General features: G+C 65.9%; 24 protein-coding genes and 1 tRNA gene. 21 read left to right on the top strand and 4 right to left on the bottom strand.

The annotated features are described in order from the left end of the window. Positions 1-72: 72 nt before the first annotated feature. Positions 73-1,932 (bottom strand): acyl-CoA dehydrogenase, encoded by a 1,860-nt coding sequence (locus FNM00_RS00345; RefSeq protein ID WP_143911027.1) that lies wholly within the window; start codon positions 1,930-1,932, stop codon positions 73-75. Positions 1,933-2,325: 393 nt separating this feature from the next. On the opposite strand from FNM00_RS00345, the gene FNM00_RS00350 reads away from it, so the two are divergent. After that, entirely contained in the window at positions 2,326-3,246 is a 921-nt protein-coding gene (locus FNM00_RS00350) for a LysR family transcriptional regulator (RefSeq protein WP_143911028.1), read from the top strand. Positions 3,247-3,371: 125 nt separating this feature from the next. On the opposite strand, the gene FNM00_RS00355 is transcribed toward FNM00_RS00350, so the two are convergent. After that, positions 3,372-4,121, bottom strand: coding sequence for an enoyl-CoA hydratase (locus FNM00_RS00355; RefSeq protein WP_143911029.1), 750 nt, complete (start codon positions 4,119-4,121; stop codon positions 3,372-3,374). Positions 4,122-4,173: 52 nt separating this feature from the next. Between FNM00_RS00355 and FNM00_RS00360 the strand changes: the two genes are divergently transcribed. Both FNM00_RS00360 and FNM00_RS00365 read left to right on the top strand, forming a co-directional pair. Next, positions 4,174-4,247, top strand: a tRNA-Gly gene (locus tag FNM00_RS00360). A 76-nt stretch (positions 4,248-4,323) separates the two neighbouring features. Continuing rightward, positions 4,324-5,562 (top strand): tyrosine-type recombinase/integrase, encoded by a 1,239-nt coding sequence (locus tag FNM00_RS00365; protein WP_143911030.1) that lies wholly within the window; start codon positions 4,324-4,326, stop codon positions 5,560-5,562. Here FNM00_RS00365 and FNM00_RS00370 read toward each other — a convergent pair. Both FNM00_RS00370 and FNM00_RS00375 read right to left on the bottom strand, forming a co-directional pair. Then, positions 5,559-5,936 carry an ImmA/IrrE family metallo-endopeptidase gene (locus tag FNM00_RS00370; RefSeq protein ID WP_143911031.1) on the bottom strand — a complete coding sequence of 126 codons (378 nt, stop codon included), beginning with the start codon at positions 5,934-5,936 and terminating at the stop codon, positions 5,559-5,561. The two genes, FNM00_RS00365 and FNM00_RS00370, sit on opposite strands and share 4 nt — an antisense overlap. A gap of 87 nt (positions 5,937-6,023) precedes the next feature. Further along, entirely contained in the window at positions 6,024-6,422 is a 399-nt protein-coding gene (locus FNM00_RS00375) for a hypothetical protein (RefSeq protein WP_143911032.1), read from the bottom strand. Between the two features lie 284 nt (positions 6,423-6,706). On the opposite strand from FNM00_RS00375, the gene FNM00_RS00380 reads away from it, so the two are divergent. The 18 genes from FNM00_RS00380 (at position 6,707) to FNM00_RS00455 (ending at position 13,829) form a co-directional block, all read left to right on the top strand. Then, entirely contained in the window at positions 6,707-6,964 is a 258-nt protein-coding gene (locus FNM00_RS00380; protein ID WP_221933527.1) for a helix-turn-helix domain-containing protein, read from the top strand. Next, positions 6,961-7,704, top strand: a complete 744-nt coding sequence (locus FNM00_RS00385) for a phage antirepressor (RefSeq protein ID WP_143911034.1) — start codon at positions 6,961-6,963, stop codon at positions 7,702-7,704. The genes FNM00_RS00380 and FNM00_RS00385 overlap by 4 nt, the downstream gene beginning before the upstream one ends. Beyond that, on the top strand, positions 7,701-7,877 hold the full coding sequence (locus tag FNM00_RS00390) for a helix-turn-helix transcriptional regulator (RefSeq protein ID WP_143911035.1): 177 nt from the start codon (positions 7,701-7,703) through the stop codon (positions 7,875-7,877). The genes FNM00_RS00385 and FNM00_RS00390 overlap by 4 nt, the downstream gene beginning before the upstream one ends. Before the next feature lie 313 nt (positions 7,878-8,190). Further along, positions 8,191-8,424, top strand: coding sequence for a hypothetical protein (locus FNM00_RS00395; RefSeq protein WP_143911036.1), 234 nt, complete (start codon positions 8,191-8,193; stop codon positions 8,422-8,424). Next, a complete protein-coding gene (locus tag FNM00_RS00400; RefSeq protein WP_143911037.1) occupies positions 8,421-8,723 on the top strand; it encodes a hypothetical protein in 303 nt (100 codons plus the stop codon). Before FNM00_RS00395 ends, FNM00_RS00400 begins: the two co-directional genes overlap by 4 nt. Then, positions 8,720-8,938, top strand: a complete 219-nt coding sequence (locus FNM00_RS00405; protein ID WP_143911038.1) for a hypothetical protein — start codon at positions 8,720-8,722, stop codon at positions 8,936-8,938. The genes FNM00_RS00400 and FNM00_RS00405 overlap by 4 nt, the downstream gene beginning before the upstream one ends. Further along, a complete protein-coding gene (locus FNM00_RS00410) occupies positions 8,935-9,189 on the top strand; it encodes a hypothetical protein (RefSeq protein ID WP_143911039.1) in 255 nt (84 codons plus the stop codon). Before FNM00_RS00405 ends, FNM00_RS00410 begins: the two co-directional genes overlap by 4 nt. Before the next feature lie 257 nt (positions 9,190-9,446). Further along, complete coding sequence (locus FNM00_RS00415) at positions 9,447-9,632, top strand: hypothetical protein (protein WP_143911040.1); 186 nt, start codon at positions 9,447-9,449, stop codon at positions 9,630-9,632. After that, positions 9,629-10,036: a hypothetical protein gene (locus FNM00_RS00420; protein WP_143911041.1), complete on the top strand. Its 408-nt coding sequence runs from the start codon at positions 9,629-9,631 to the stop codon at positions 10,034-10,036. The genes FNM00_RS00415 and FNM00_RS00420 overlap by 4 nt, the downstream gene beginning before the upstream one ends. A 91-nt stretch (positions 10,037-10,127) precedes the next feature. Beyond that, on the top strand, positions 10,128-10,382 hold the full coding sequence (locus tag FNM00_RS00425) for a hypothetical protein (protein ID WP_143911042.1): 255 nt from the start codon (positions 10,128-10,130) through the stop codon (positions 10,380-10,382). A gap of 61 nt (positions 10,383-10,443) precedes the next feature. Continuing rightward, the gene (locus tag FNM00_RS00430; RefSeq protein WP_143911043.1) at positions 10,444-10,815 is read left to right on the top strand and encodes a DUF4326 domain-containing protein; all 372 of its coding nucleotides are present in this window, start codon (positions 10,444-10,446) and stop codon (positions 10,813-10,815) included. A gap of 70 nt (positions 10,816-10,885) precedes the next feature. Continuing rightward, positions 10,886-11,086 carry a hypothetical protein gene (locus tag FNM00_RS00435; RefSeq protein WP_143911044.1) on the top strand — a complete coding sequence of 67 codons (201 nt, stop codon included), beginning with the start codon at positions 10,886-10,888 and terminating at the stop codon, positions 11,084-11,086. Next, the gene (locus FNM00_RS00440) at positions 11,083-11,463 is read left to right on the top strand and encodes a hypothetical protein (protein ID WP_143911045.1); all 381 of its coding nucleotides are present in this window, start codon (positions 11,083-11,085) and stop codon (positions 11,461-11,463) included. Before FNM00_RS00435 ends, FNM00_RS00440 begins: the two co-directional genes overlap by 4 nt. An 85-nt stretch (positions 11,464-11,548) precedes the next feature. Then, positions 11,549-12,046: a hypothetical protein gene (locus FNM00_RS00445; RefSeq protein ID WP_143911046.1), complete on the top strand. Its 498-nt coding sequence runs from the start codon at positions 11,549-11,551 to the stop codon at positions 12,044-12,046. Beyond that, a complete protein-coding gene (locus FNM00_RS00450; RefSeq protein ID WP_143911047.1) occupies positions 12,043-12,561 on the top strand; it encodes a 3'-5' exonuclease in 519 nt (172 codons plus the stop codon). Before FNM00_RS00445 ends, FNM00_RS00450 begins: the two co-directional genes overlap by 4 nt. After that, complete coding sequence (locus FNM00_RS18675) at positions 12,558-12,701, top strand: hypothetical protein (protein ID WP_185972895.1); 144 nt, start codon at positions 12,558-12,560, stop codon at positions 12,699-12,701. Before FNM00_RS00450 ends, FNM00_RS18675 begins: the two co-directional genes overlap by 4 nt. Before the next feature lie 145 nt (positions 12,702-12,846). Beyond that, positions 12,847-13,179, top strand: coding sequence for a PDDEXK family nuclease (locus FNM00_RS18680; RefSeq protein WP_185972896.1), 333 nt, complete (start codon positions 12,847-12,849; stop codon positions 13,177-13,179). Beyond that, positions 13,176-13,829 carry a DNA-methyltransferase gene (locus tag FNM00_RS00455; protein ID WP_185972897.1) on the top strand — a complete coding sequence of 218 codons (654 nt, stop codon included), beginning with the start codon at positions 13,176-13,178 and terminating at the stop codon, positions 13,827-13,829. The genes FNM00_RS18680 and FNM00_RS00455 overlap by 4 nt, the downstream gene beginning before the upstream one ends. Positions 13,830-13,991 lie beyond the last annotated feature (162 nt).

Below are 13,991 nucleotides of genomic sequence, written 5' to 3' on the forward strand. Positions count from 1 at the left end.
ACCTTGCCATAGAGACGGCCATGCGCCGGGGAGAACTCCCCGGCGCATGGCCGTCATCACATCCGCGTCAGGTCAGAAGACGGACTCGTCGAGGTCCATGAGGTCGAGGTCGACGGACTCGGCGAGCTGGCGCTCCGCGGTGAGCTTGGGCAGCACGGTCTTGGCGAACCAGGACGCGGCGGCGACCTTGCCCTCGTAGAACGAGCGGTCCGTGCCCGTCACGCCGGCATCGAGCTGGGACAAGGCCACCTCGGCACCGCGCAGCAGCAGCCAGGAGACGACCAGGTCGCCGAGCACGTAGACGAGGCGGGTGGTGTTCAAGGCGACCTTGTAGACATTGCGGGCATCGCCCGTCTCGTCGGCCGGGTTGGCGGCCATCAGGTCGTTGAACATCGCCCCGACGATCGCCTGGGTGTCCGCGAGCCCCTGGGCCAGCAGGCCACGCTCGACCTTGAGGCGGCCGTTGCCCGCCTCGCTGTCGATGAAGGACTGGATCTCGTTGTTCAGGAAAGTCAGCGCCTGGCCGTTGTCCTTGACGATCTTGCGGAAGAACAGGTCCTGACCCTGGATCGCGGTGGTGCCCTCGTAGAGCGTGTCGATCTTGGCGTCGCGGACGTACTGCTCGATCGGGTAGTCCTGCAGGAAGCCCGATCCGCCGAAGGTCTGCAGCGCCTCGGTGCCCAGCAGCACCCAGGAGCGCTCCGAGCCGTAGCCCTTGACGATCGGGAGCAGGAAGTCGTTGACCGACTCCGCCAGAGCGGCGTCCTCGCCGGCGGCCTTCTTGACGGCGATCTCGTCCTGCCAGGTGCCGGTGTAGATCATCAGCGATCGCAGGCCTTCGGCGAAGGACTTCTGCGTCATGAGCGACCGGCGCACGTCCGGATGGTGGGTGATGGTGACCCGCGGGGCCGTCTTGGCCGGGTCGAGCAGGTCGGCGCCCTGCACGCGCTCCTTGGCGTACTCGAGGGCGTTGAGATAGCCGGTCGAGAGCGTGGCGATCGCTTTGGACCCGACCATCATGCGGGCGTTCTCGATGACGCGGAACATCTGGTCGATGCCGTTGTGGACCTCGCCGAGCAGCCAGCCGGTGGCCGGCTCGCCGTCGCCGAAGGTGACCTCGCAGGTGGTGGAGACCTTGATGCCCATCTTCTTCTCTACATTGGTCACATAGGCGCCGTTGCGCTCGCCGGTGGGCTCACCGGTCTCGAGGTCGAAGTGCAGCTTGGGCACGAGGAACAGGCTCAGGCCCTTGGTGCCGGGGCCACCGACGCCCTCGACGCCCTGGGGGCGTGCGAGGACGAGGTGCATGATGTTCTCGCTCATGTCGTGCTCGGCGGACGTGATGAAGCGCTTGACGCCTTCGATCCGCCAGGTGCCGTCCTCATTGGGGAAGGCCTTGGTGCGGCCGGCGCCCACGTCCGAGCCGGCATCGGGCTCGGTCAGCACCATGGTGGTGCCCCAGCGGCGTTCGATGATGTGCTCGGCGATCTTCTGGTCGCGCTCGGTGCCGTTCTCCCACACGATGCGGGCGAAGGCCGGGCCCGCGCCGTACATCCAGATGGGCGGGTTGGAGCCGAGGATGAACTCGCCGAGGGACCAGATGAGCGAGGAGGGCGCGGGCTGGCCGCCGAGCTCCTCGGGCAGCTGGAGACGCCACCATTCCGAGTCCATCCAGGCCTGGTAGCTCTTGGCGAACTCGGGGCTCATGGTGACGGTCTTGGCGTCGGGGTCGTAGACCGGGGGGTTGCGATCGGCGTCGGCGAAGGAGGCGGCGAGGTCCTCGCGAGCGAGGCGCTCGACCTCCGCCAGGATGCTCTTGGCCGTGTCGGTGTCGACCTCCGCGAAGGGGCCGGTGCCCAGCACCGAGCCCCGGTCGAACAGCTCGAAGAGGTTGAACTCGACGTCACGCAGATTGCTCTTGTAGTGGCTCATGCCAGCGTCCTTTGCACGAGATGGGGGTGGTCCGGCGGACTCGGTACTACTGCCGGGTAACTTAAGTATCTCGCGAGTAACTTACCGGATCAAGTCCGGGGTGGCGGTTGGTTCGTGCAAAAAGAAGAAGGCCCCAGCTCCTCGGGGGAGAGCTGGGGCCTTCGCTGGTCGGCAGCGGGTGGTCACTGCCAACGCGCGGGCACGCGGCGGTAGCCGTCCGTGCGTACGAGCTGCACCGTGCGGGTGACCCCCACGGCGAGCGTGATGGCTGCCAGTGCGGTGATGGCGATCATGAGGGCTCCCTTCGTTCGAGTCGGTGTCGATCTCCATGATGGCCGCACCGATTGCCAAGAACAATCGAACTGAACTACATGCAACGTGTAGTTTTTCTATATGGATGTACGCCGCCTTGGGATTCTGCGGGAATTGGCCGAGCGGGGGTCGGTCGCTGCCGTCGCCGATGAGATGAAGGTCACTCCGTCGGCCATCTCCCAGCAGCTCAAACTGCTAGAACGCGAGGCCGGATTCCAGCTGGTGGAGCCGGCGGGGCGCGGTGTCGCGCTCACCTCGGCGGGACAGGCTCTGGCGCGGACCGCGACGGAGATCGCCGTGGCGATCGAACGGGCGGAGGCGAAGTGGCACGACTATATGTCGCGTCCGGCCGGTGACGTGCGGCTGACGACCTTCCCGACGGGTGGGGAGATGCTCCTGCCGGGCGCGTTGCGGCGGATGGCCGAGGAGCCGAGTGTGCGGCTGGTGTGTCACGACACCGATCTCTCGCGGTGGCACGATGTCGCCGATCTGGTGCCCGACTACGACATCGTCGTGGCGGACTCGCCGGACATGCGTGAGACCTGGCACGAGCGGGGTCTGCAGGTCGTGTCGCTGATGAGCGAGCCCCTGGACGTCGCCCTCCCGGAGGACCACCGGCTGGCGCGGAAGGCGACCCTGTCGCCGCGCGATGTCGCGGAGGAGACGTGGATCGGGGTGCCGAACGGTCATCCCTATGACGATGTGCTGATCCGGCTCGTGGCCGTCACCGGCGAGCCCTTGCGGATCACGCAGCGGATCGTCGACAACGGCATCGTCGAGGCATTGGTGGCCGCCGGCCACGGGATCGCGATCCTCCCTCGCTTCACGACACGAGAGCATGGCAACGGCCTGGTCACGAGGCCGTTGGTCGGTATCCGTGCCAAGCGGGAGATTGCGGCCGTGCTGCGACCGGACCGGCTCGAGAGGCCTTCGGTCAGATTCGTCGTGCAGATGCTGCGCGAGGAGGCCCGTGCCGTGGCCGATGCTCACGCCTCGGTCTGACCGCGCCGGGGCTGGGCACCCCGCCCGTCTCGACCTGGAGCGAGGGACGATGTGACTCGGCGGCGGTCATGGCAACCGCGGAGTCACATCTTCCGTAGCCGGCGAGGGGCTGGCGGAGAGGGTAGTCAGCGGCGGAACCTGGCGGAGAAGGCGGCGAACTCCTCGCTCGCGAGCGACTCGGCCTGAGCCCAGGACTCGAAGTCGAGGGATTCGTTGAGGTCGCCGGTCGCGGCGATCTGGACCGACCGCTTGATGTCGCCCATGAGGTCGGCATTGCGGGAGGTGTAGCGCTCGGCGAGTTCGCGGGCTCGCCCCTTGGGGTCCTCGACGAGTTCCTGGGCGATGCCGAGGCGCAGTGCCCTCTCGGCCTCGATGATGTCCCCGGCGTAGAGCGCGGCGGCGGTGTTGGCCGAGCCGATGCGCTGCGTCAGCATCCACGTGCAGCCTCCTCCGGGATGCAGGCCGATCTTCGAGAAGGTGGGACCGAAGCCGGCGAGCGGCCCCGCGATGATGACGTCACAGCACAGTGCAATGTTGAGTCCTGCGCCGACGGCGGCGCCCTGGACGGCGGCGATGGTCGGGATGGTCAGGCCGCGCAGCCCGAGGAACGAACCGTAGACGTGCATGAGGTGCTCGCGTAGCTGCTCGGTCGGCCGGCTGGTGTCGCCGAACAGGCTGTCGACGTTCGCGCCGGAGCAGAAGGCCTTGCCCTCGCCGGTGACGACAAGGGCTTGGGCGTCGGGGTCGGCGGCGACCGCGGCGATCGCGTCGCGCAGTTCGTCGAGCAACGGCATGTCGAGGGCGTTGAGCCGGTCGGGTGCGTTGAGGGTGATGGTGCGGATCGGGCCGTCGGCTTCCAGCAACACGAGAGGCATGGCGCCACCGTAGCGTGGACGGGTCTCGCGGGGCGCTATAGTCGGGGGCGTTGCCGGTGTAGCTCAATGGCAGAGCGCTTGCTTCCCAAGCAAGATACGCGGGTTCGATTCCCGTCACCGGCTCCAATGATTCCAGGCAGAATCACTCTCCCGTATAGAGATTTACCCAGGTTTACACGACTATACGGATTAGACTGATGGCATGCCGACGCCGAAGCGCTACCAGTCCAAGGACGGGACGATCACTTGGCGGGTCCGATTCCGTGATGGATCGAGCAGCGCCTCGGAGACCTTCATCACCCGCAAGCACGCCCAAGACTTCTGTGATCTCGTGGCTGCTGCCGGGGGAGCGCGAGCGCGCGCGATCATCCGAGAGGCCGAGCCGGACAAAGTGCTCAAGCACACGGTGGGTGAGATCGTCGATCGGTGGTTCGAGTGGAAAGATGCCCGCTATGCCGACGGCCGGCCGAAGCGCGTCCGCAGCCCGTACACCCTCACGCGCTACGAGCAGCTGATCCGCCTGCACATCAAGCCGCACCTCGGCGACAAGCTTGCGAGCGTCGTCTCTGAGTCGGACGTGCAGGAGTGGATCGACAAGCTGACCGACAAGCTCGCGCCCAAGACGGTGATCGAGTGCCACTCGCTGCTGCACCAGGTCTACAAGTGGGCGAACGCGCCCTCACGCGGCCTCGCCGTGGTCGACCCGTGCACCGCCACCGATCTGCCAAAAGCTCACAGGAAGCGCGTCAAGGGCATCACGCCGGCCGAGTGGAAGGTCTTACACGAGGCCGCCCGCGAGGTCGACCCCGATGCAGCTGACCTCCTGCTGTTCCTCGTCTCGACCGGCTGGCGCTGGTCCGAGGCGGTGGCGGTGCGAGTGATGGATGTAGATGACCTCGGTGACGATGGCGTCTTCGTGAGCATGGGACGCGTCCTGCGCCGCGACGGGAACTCGTTCTACTACGCCGAGGATGAGGGCAAGAGCACCGCGGCGACCCGGCGGGTGAAGCTCGGCTCGGAAGCCGCGGCGATGGTCCGCCGTCGCATCGAGGGCCGGCCAGCCACGTCTCTCCTCCTGACGAATCGACGGGGGAGCAAGTGGTCGTACTCGGCGTTCCACTCCGACGTGTGGACCGCCACCAAGCTCAAGAGCGACGGCCCGCGCACACGCAAGCGCATCCTCCAGGTGGCACTTGAGAAGGGGCTCGATCGCGCACCGACGTTCGAGCTGCACATGCTCCGGCACACGCACGCGGTGCTGATGCTACTGACGGGGGAGTCCCTGGCGTCGGTGCAGAAGCGTCTCGGGCATGAGTCGATCGAGACGACGATCGGCACCTACGGGACCATGGTCGGCGATGTCACCGATGCCGGACTCGACAAGCTCGATGCGATCCTCGGGGGCACGGCCGAGATCAGTGGGATGCGGGCGCTGGACTAGGGCATCCTCGCCTCGCGGCGGTCGACCTCCTCGTCGATGAAGCACCGCTCGGCGTAGCTCATCAGGCGGAGACGATCCCGCACGGTGTGCACGTCGATGTGGAACCACTCCGCGAGCTCGTACTCGTCCTGAGACCAGAGTAGCGCCTCGATCAGGCTCTCGGTCGGCATGAAGCCCTCAGCAACCTCACGCTCAACGACGCGCTCTTCCTTGGCCTCGAGCTCGTCGTCATCCTCGACGCCGCCTCGGCGTAGGTGGATCAGCTCGTGGAACAGCACCGCTCGCCGCTGACGCTGACGCATGCCCTTCTTGAGCTTGATGGTCCGGGAGATGTGGCAGGTGTCGCCCAGCTTCCCGTCCGGCAGGTCATCCACGAACTCGATAGTCAGCAAGTCGAGTTCCCCTGCGAGCATCCATGGCCTGATCATTGTCGAACCGACCATAGAGGCGGTCACTGACAGTTACGTCGGATCGTCGGGCTCCTGGGGTCGGCGACGGGCCGCCGAGCGCTTGGCCTTCTTGGCCTCACGCTCGGCCCGCAGCCGCTCTAACTCATCGGGGGCGGGGCCTTCTGGCCCCGGCGTATTGGGGGCGGAGTCTCGTTCATCTCCGACCACCTCCTCGGGTAGGTATCGAATGTCGCGCAGCACCGCATCGAGCATCTCCCGGTAGGGCACGCGCACTTCCCTGGCGAGGCTCTTGATCAGCCATGCCTCAGGAAGTTTGGTGAGTCCGCGCGCCTTCCACGAGTTGATCGTCTGCGGCTTCGTCCCGGCCCTCTTGGCGATCGTCGCCTCGGTCACACCGGTGTCATCGATGTGCGCCTGGACGAGCGCCCAGATGTTCGGGACGTTGTTCATGCCGACACTCTCCGCTTCGGCCGATCCGGTGCGCAAGCGTCCCGTCGACCATTAGGTCTACCGGGAAACCGGTCCGCGATCGACGATTTCGTCTACCACAAAGTCATGCCCCATCCTGCCGTATCTGCAATGGCCGCAAGAAGCAGTATCAACCGGCACTTGACAGGCGTCTACCTACACCTGATAGATTATCCGCAGTTGGTTGACACCAAGCCGTCTACCAGGAGAGGATGAGAGGCAAGAAAATGGCTGCACGGAAGCGCCGCTGGCCCCAAGGAGTATGGATGCAGTTGACGTCGCCTCAGACGCTGAAGGCGCTGATGGAGCAGCGCAGCTTCAGCTATGACCGTCTCGCCCGATACGCGGGATGCTCGAAGTCCTTCATCAGCCACCTCGTAAAGGCACGCAAGAAGAGCTGCACGCCACGCATCGCCGAGAACATCGCGGAGGCGCTTGAGGTCCCCCTGGAGATCCTCTTCGTGCCCTCGATATCCGCTGACAGCGGACGTATCATCAAGCCCAATTCACGGAGCGCCGCATGACCAATCTCAGCGTCTTCACCTACACCGGCCACGCGGTCCGCACACTCGCGATCGACGGCGAGCCGTGGTTCGTCGCCGCGGACGTCGCAGTAGTGCTCGGGTACTCGGCCACTGAGGCCATGACCCGCTCGATGGACGCCGATGAAAAGGGTCTGCAAGTTCTGCATACCCCTGGCGGCGACCAGCGCGTGACCGTCATCAGTGAGCCCGGCCTGTACGACGCCATCCTCCGCAGCCGTATCCCCGGAGCGCAGGGGTTCAAGCGCTGGGTCAAGCACGACGTGCTTCCGACTATCCGCAAGACGGGGCGCTACGGCTCCGATGTCGAGATGCTCGCTGCGCTCCCGTCCTCCCAGCTGCTCCAGCTCGCCGCCGAGGCCGCCAAGCGGGCCGAGGAGTCGGAGGCCGCACTGGCGATCGCGACACCCAAGGCCGAGGCCTACGACGCGTTCATCGACGCGGACGGCACGTACTCGATCGGTGCCGTCGCCAAGATGGTGGGCCTGAGCCAGAACAAGCTCTTCGACAAGCTGCGCGGTGCGGGCGTCCTGATCTCCAAGGGCGCGATGCGGAACACCCCGTACCAGCAGTACATGCACCACTTCGCAGTCAAGGCGTATGAGTTCGAGCGCTCGAACGGTGAGCGGGGGACCAGCTACACGACTCGCGTCTTGCCGTCCGGCGTCGAGTTCATCCGGCGCAAGGTCGGCGCGCTTCCGGCCGGGAGCGATGCGGCATGAGCGCCCTCCTGACTCCCGAGCAGGTCTCTGACCTCCTCGGCGTGAAGACGCAGACGCTCGCGCAGTGGCGCTGGAGGAAGACCGGCCCGAAGTTCCAGAAAGTCGGCCGACTCGTCCGGTACTCGCCGGAAGACGTTGACCAGTGGCTCCACGAAGGAGGAGTAGCATCATGAAACATCGTGCACATGGCGACGGGGCCAGCCGCCCAACGACTGACCCCGCCTTGGTTGCACTGCCTGGCGGCAGTGGTGCGTTACTTGGACTCCTTGACGGTCGTCCTCGGGTGGGACTTGGCGTAACGCTCGGTCACGTACAGCCCGGTCACAGCGGACCTGTACTTCGGCGCACCACTGCCCCTCTTCTTGCTCGCCACCTCGATCACCTCCTCACGGTCGGTGGCTGTTCTACGTCAATTGTCCGGGATATCCCTACATCTACGGACATGACACGCCGAGGGGCACAAGATGTCGTGGTTGGGGGCCTCCGATGACCGCCACCCTCCACACCATCGAAGATGTGGCCGAGCACTTCGGCATCACGCCCGAGCAGGTCAAGCGTCGCTGCGTCGGGGTCAACCCCTGGCCGCACATGCGACCAGCCCGGAACCGCGCGAGCACGTGGCGGTTCTCCGATGACGACCTCGTTGAGATCGAGCGCCGCATCGCCCTCCGCAATCGCACGGTCGACGCGTGGGGCCGTGTTGGACGGAAGTCCGCATGACCTCCCCACCCCACGCCCTCACCACCCTCGCCCCCCGGACCTCTCCACGAGAGGACGTCGACGCCGATTTCGATGACGCGTGCCGTCGTCGTGACTACCCGGCGCTCCAGGCTCACCTCGCGCCGATGTCCAAGCGCGACGCCTGCGACAGCCTGAGCGTCCTCTTCCCGCACCTGTCGCGGCACTGGATCGTCCGGCACTTCGCCGAGCTGATGGCGATGAGCGAGGACGAGTTCTGGCGGCTGGAGTATCGAGATCCGACTGGCGAGGAAGCGTGCAGGCGCGTGATGGCGGGATGAGCTGGTTCCGCAGGAAGCCGAAGCCCCCGCCCGAGCAGTGGTTCGTTGAGGTCGTCTTCCAAGAGCCGGTGGAAGCCGCCTACCGATTCCCCAAGCCGATGAGCAAGCGTGACGCCTTGCTCTCCGCCGCAGAAATGAACGAGTCGAACACTCGCCTGATTGAATCCCTGCGCGGAAATCGTCACTGGTTCCGAGCAGTCAAGGAGGGGTCATGAAAAGCAAGGTCCCTGACGGCACCCTTGTCGTCACCCTCTTTGGGACGGTCCACGTGAAAGGCTCCTGCCCGAACGGTCGGGCCGCAAAGTGGCAGTGGGAGGGTCGCAACAACCTGCCCGGGGATGAGCCGTGCTCCGACTGCCTCCCTGACGGCTTGCCTGACCGCGAACCCCATCAGGTCACGAACGAAGAGAGAGCTCGACTCGCATCCCTTGCCGGCGTCGAGTCCCTCGAGGATCTCAGGGACTGACCCCCACCACCACCTCCCCCACCCCAGCCCGCCCCGTCACCCCGACGCGGCGGGCTTCCTTCTACCCGACCCCAGGAGGTCGACATCATGACGAGCAAGGCGATTCACTACGGAACTGGCGGCAAGGCGCAGAAGATGCCCGGCTGGTTCTCGTGGCGTCACCAGACCAGGGACGCCCACGACGCAGCACGCGAGCGCTACTTCGCTACCCGTGCCACCGCCAGGGCACGGACCGCACGCCGAGAGCGACGGACCTCATGACCCGCCGCGACTTCCACATCCTGACCGCCGTGATGGTCGCGTTGGCCGTGATGATCCTGGCCGCGATCGCCGGACTGTCCAGTGTCACCTACGACCGCGGCGTCGACTCCGGCATGCGCGACCTGTGCGGCGAGATGGGCGGGACGTGGACGGCGAACGAGCACGGGGAGTACTGCCGATGATGACCCCCACCCTCCTGGACTTCCTGCGCACACTGCCGGGTCGCTGCCATGAGTGCGGTCATCACGCCGAGGTCCAGGGTCACGAGAGGTCGTGCTCGAAAGCCAGCGAGCCGTTCGACCGGGCAACCGAGGGAATGGCACGCACGGTCGCAGCTCACCCGGACGACGCGGCGATCGTGGACAAGGCGATCGAGAGCGCATGTCGGGCGGGCATCGAGTTCAGCGCGAACGACTTCCGGCACCTGACGGATCAGATCTCCGAGCCGAACGTCATCGGCGCCCGCGTTCGCGCATGGGCAGCCGCCAAGAAGATCGTCAACGTCGGCTACGAGCCGAGCAACCTCCCGGGCACGCATGCCCACCGAATCGGACGCTATATCGCGGCCGGAAAGAAGGCAGCATGAGGAACCGAGACTTCATCTACCTCGGCATCTATCTCGCCGTCATTGCCGGAGTTGTCGGCGGAATCAATGCGGTGCTCTTGGCGGTCTCGCCATGACCGCCCGTGACGAGCTGATCGAGGTCGACAGCACCACCACCCAGCTCATCGGCTTCCTCGTCGACCTGCTCACCAAGGAGCCACCACAGGACGCCGGTCATCACCCGTCGATGGAGCTGCACGAGCGCGTCGGTGCCGCATGGGCCGAGTGGGACAAGCAGGTCCACGGGCTGCGGACCCTCATCGGCGCCCGGCTGACGAATCGCGCGATCGAGCAGCTCACCCCCACGTCACGCGGCACCAGCTCGTGACCCCCGCGCCGCCGTACCGACCACACCGGGCGGCGGCCACCACGTAGAGAGGAGCGACGCCATGCCGCGACGTATTCAACGCAAGCGCGAGAAGGGCTGGCGCATGCCCGAGGGAGCCGTCTATGTCGGGCGACCGACGCGCTGGGGCAACCCGCTCACCGAGCTCATGATGCGGCGCTGGAAACCTGAAATTCAGGACCATCGAGCGTTCGCCGCCACCTACTTCCGAGAGACGGTCGGCAATGGCGTGATCGGGGGAGGGCTTGGTGAGCGGCACGTCTGGAAGTCCCGGCCGGGCGACTGGTGGATCGACTGGAGCTATCCGGACTGGTCGACCATTCGAGCCGAGCTGCGTGGTCGTGACCTCGCTTGCTGGTGCCCGCTCGACCAGCCGTGCCACGCCGACGTGCTGCTGGAGATCGCAAACGAGTGACCTCCCGCCCCCACCCCACCATCCACATCCAAGCCGCCCTCGTGGCGGCTTTTCTCATTCAGGAGCACCCATGGAAGCCACCACCGAGCACCTCGAAGATCTCAAGAAGCGTCGAGGTGGGCACGCCTTCAACGCCTGCAAGTCCCTACTGGAGGGCCGCGAGATCGACGCCCTCAGCCATGCCCGATACGCCGTGGAGACCGACGACCAGATCGAGGAACTCGTCAGCGCCATGCGCGCCGAGATGAGCTTCGGCGAGGACCGACCATGAGCGCCGATCGCCTGCGTGAGGCGGCAAGGGTGCTGCGGGAGGTCGTCTCGGCGTCCAGTGATGGACGCTGGGTCGTGAGCAAGGGCTCGCCCAGTGACTACGAAGCCAGCATTGCCCTGCCAGATCAGCCCGATGACGTATTCGGCGACGTCGCTGATGTCTGGATGGCCGAGGACGCCACCTACATCGCCACCATGTCACCGCCCGTCGCGCTCGCAGTGGCGGACTGGCTGGATGCCGAGGTCATCGAATGCGAGGCGCTCGTCCGCCATCGAATCACCGACGGCTCGGGCATCCCTCATCGTGACGCCGAGCGCGAAGTCTTCCGCAATCACCCGGCCCTCACCGTCGCCGACGCGATCTTGGGGGCGTCATGACCACCGACCCCGCCATCGACGCACTGATCGACCGACTCCACGCCGTGCTCGATGACCACCACCACACGATCAAGGAGCTGTACCGATGACGTACACGCCGAAGGCATGCCCCCACTGCGGCAGGACCTTTGAGCCCAAGAGCAAGTCCAACTGGCACAGGCAAAAGCACTGTTCACGCCGGTGCGCCGGCTTAGCCGCGAGCGCTCGGCGCGACTACAGCGGCAAGCGAAATCCGAAGTGGAACAACGGCATCAGCCGCCATCCACTGAGGGACATATACAACGAAGCCAAGCGGCGATGCGAGAACCCGTCACACCCGCGCTACGCCGACTACGGGGGGCGGGGGATCGCGATGTGCGACCGCTGGCGCGACGACTTCTGGGCGTTCGTGGCGGACATGGGCCCCCGGCCGGAAGGCACCGGACCCAGCGGCAGACACCTCTACAGCCTCGATCGAATCGACAATGACGGACCCTACTCGCCCGAGAACTGCCGTTGGGCTACCTACTCCGACCAGTCAAAGAACCGCCGGACATCCGGATGGGAATCACGCGACCGCAATCTGGATGGGAAATTCGCATGACCTTCATTTACGTAGACACGGAAACCACCTCCCTGGACCCCAGCAAGGGCGAGATCTGGGAGCTGGCGTATGCCATCGACGACGGCGAGATCTTCGCCGACTTCCTGCCGCACGATCTCATGCACGCCCAGCCTGCCGCACTGCGCATCGGCCGATACCTGGACCGTGTGCCAGATGTGATCCAGGGCCGCTCCTCGGCGTCTACGCCGTTCGAGACCGAAGCCATGAGGGCGATGAAGGGCGCCACGATCGTCGGCGCCAACCCGGCCTTCGACACGAGCTTCCTCCGCGCTCGCTGGGGACGCGCACCGTGGCATCACCGCCTGCTCGACATCGAGACTTACGCGATGCCCGCGTTCGGGTGGGACGAGCCGCGCGGGCTCAAGGACGTGGCCGAGGCGTGCAGGCAGCTCGGGGTCGAGATCCCCGAGCCCGACCACACCGCAGCAGGTGACGTCGCGACCGTTCGCATGTGCCACCAGGCCCTGAGCGACTGGTATCGGAGGCAGCTATGACCCCCGACCAGCTCACCGCCGCCATCACCACGCTGGTGATCATCCTCGCGGTCGGAGCCCTCGCGACCGTCGCCTGCTACGTCGAGCGGGTCGAGTGGGTGCAGCGGGCGATGGACTGGTGGATGGGGGGCGGGGAGTGAAGCACTGGTTCAGCTACACCCACACCACCGCCGGCACCATCGCTAACTGCCACTCGTGTCACCAGGGACTCTGTGACCCGACCAGCGAGGACGAGGCGCAGGAGTCGGTGCGGCACCACATGATCGAGGTCCGGCGGTGGGTGGCGTGAGTAATTCCTCCCTCGGCCGCGCATCCGAGTACAAGGTCGCGCGGTTCTTCGAGGCGCACGGCTGGGAGCTGATCGTCCGGGCGGCAGCGAGCAAGGGGCCGGCCGATCTGATCCTCGCGCACGAGGTCCACGGGTTGGCTCTCGTACAGGTCGGACGCACCAGCAAACGTCTCGACCCCGCCGACCGTGAGCGCCTATGTCACGCCGCCGAGCTGTGTCACGCGATCCCGTTACTCGCTCAGCACATCCCGCGACAACCGATCGTCATCCACCACATCAACCGAGGCCCCGCGAGTACGTGGGGCCGTTTTCATTTGGAGGGGCAGTGAAGCCGTACTACGAGGACGACTTCGTGCAGCTATTCCACGGGGATTGCCTCTCGATCGACGAGTGGCTGCAGGCCGATGTTCTTGTGACTGATCCGCCGTATGGGATCAGCTACAACTCGCACTCGCGCCGCTTGACCGTCGCTGCTCGAATCCGAGGGGACAACGACACCTCAATCCGCGACAAGGCGATGGCGCGCTGGGGTGAAGGGCGCCCGGCGGCGGTCTTTGGGACCTGGAAAAGAGAGCGGCCGAAAGGGGTCCGAGCCCTGCTCGTTTGGGACACCAAGGGGGCGCTCGGAATGGGCGACACGTCGATCCCCTGGAAGCCGTCACACCAAGAGATATACGTCATCGGAAAGGGCTGGCACGGCAGGCGCGGCACCGATGTGATCCGGTGCGCGCCAGTGCAGTCGCTCGGTTACAGCGGTCGCCTCCACCCTCACCAGAAACCGGTCGAGCTCATGGAGCACCTCATCGAACGAGCACCTGCAGGCACCATTGCCGACCCCTTCTGTGGATCAGGCTCCACCCTCGTCGCCGCAAAGGCCCAGGGCAGAAGGGCGGTGGGCATCGAGGAGGACGAGAGATACCTCGAGGTCGCCGCCCGCCGCCTATCCCAAGACGTCCTCGACTTCGGAGAACTCGCATGACAGACACCACCCCACACTCACCCGACCCGCACCAGGTCGAGATGAAGACCCACCGCCGACCAGCAGGACTCGACCCCCGCTTCCGTGCCGTCTGCACATGCGGGGACACCTCGACCATGACCGACATCGAGACGGCGCGCGAGTGGAGAACGGCACACTACG

The organism is Aeromicrobium piscarium, from assembly GCF_007421815.1.
Classification (GTDB): domain Bacteria; phylum Actinomycetota; class Actinomycetes; order Propionibacteriales; family Nocardioidaceae; genus Aeromicrobium; species Aeromicrobium piscarium.

Bases quoted from the DNA above. Each gene is read 5' to 3' on its own strand.
- FNM00_RS18675 (WP_185972895.1), top strand. From the start codon at position 12,558: ATGACCCCCGACCAGCTCACCGCCGCCATCACCACGCTGGTGATCATC.
- FNM00_RS00350 (WP_143911028.1), top strand. From the start codon at position 2,326: ATGGATGTACGCCGCCTTGGGATTCTGCGGGAATTGGCCGAGCGGGGG.
- FNM00_RS00420 (WP_143911041.1), top strand. From the start codon at position 9,629: ATGATGACCCCCACCCTCCTGGACTTCCTGCGCACACTGCCGGGTCGC.
- FNM00_RS00450 (WP_143911047.1), top strand. From the start codon at position 12,043: ATGACCTTCATTTACGTAGACACGGAAACCACCTCCCTGGACCCCAGC.
- FNM00_RS00440 (WP_143911045.1), top strand. From the start codon at position 11,083: ATGAGCGCCGATCGCCTGCGTGAGGCGGCAAGGGTGCTGCGGGAGGTC.
- FNM00_RS00400 (WP_143911037.1), top strand. From the start codon at position 8,421: ATGACCTCCCCACCCCACGCCCTCACCACCCTCGCCCCCCGGACCTCT.
- FNM00_RS00435 (WP_143911044.1), top strand. From the start codon at position 10,886: ATGGAAGCCACCACCGAGCACCTCGAAGATCTCAAGAAGCGTCGAGGT.
- FNM00_RS00415 (WP_143911040.1), top strand. From the start codon at position 9,447: ATGACCCGCCGCGACTTCCACATCCTGACCGCCGTGATGGTCGCGTTG.
- FNM00_RS00380 (WP_221933527.1), top strand. From the start codon at position 6,707: ATGCAGTTGACGTCGCCTCAGACGCTGAAGGCGCTGATGGAGCAGCGC.
- FNM00_RS00425 (WP_143911042.1), top strand. From the start codon at position 10,128: ATGACCGCCCGTGACGAGCTGATCGAGGTCGACAGCACCACCACCCAG.
- FNM00_RS00385 (WP_143911034.1), top strand. From the start codon at position 6,961: ATGACCAATCTCAGCGTCTTCACCTACACCGGCCACGCGGTCCGCACA.
- FNM00_RS00430 (WP_143911043.1), top strand. From the start codon at position 10,444: ATGCCGCGACGTATTCAACGCAAGCGCGAGAAGGGCTGGCGCATGCCC.
- FNM00_RS00345 (WP_143911027.1), bottom strand. From the start codon at position 1,932: ATGAGCCACTACAAGAGCAATCTGCGTGACGTCGAGTTCAACCTCTTC.
- FNM00_RS00405 (WP_143911038.1), top strand. From the start codon at position 8,720: ATGAGCTGGTTCCGCAGGAAGCCGAAGCCCCCGCCCGAGCAGTGGTTC.
- FNM00_RS00410 (WP_143911039.1), top strand. From the start codon at position 8,935: ATGAAAAGCAAGGTCCCTGACGGCACCCTTGTCGTCACCCTCTTTGGG.
- FNM00_RS00355 (WP_143911029.1), bottom strand. From the start codon at position 4,121: ATGCCTCTCGTGTTGCTGGAAGCCGACGGCCCGATCCGCACCATCACC.
- FNM00_RS00395 (WP_143911036.1), top strand. From the start codon at position 8,191: ATGACCGCCACCCTCCACACCATCGAAGATGTGGCCGAGCACTTCGGC.
- FNM00_RS00375 (WP_143911032.1), bottom strand. From the start codon at position 6,422: ATGAACAACGTCCCGAACATCTGGGCGCTCGTCCAGGCGCACATCGAT.
- FNM00_RS00390 (WP_143911035.1), top strand. From the start codon at position 7,701: ATGAGCGCCCTCCTGACTCCCGAGCAGGTCTCTGACCTCCTCGGCGTG.
- FNM00_RS00365 (WP_143911030.1), top strand. From the start codon at position 4,324: ATGCCGACGCCGAAGCGCTACCAGTCCAAGGACGGGACGATCACTTGG.
- FNM00_RS00445 (WP_143911046.1), top strand. From the start codon at position 11,549: ATGACGTACACGCCGAAGGCATGCCCCCACTGCGGCAGGACCTTTGAG.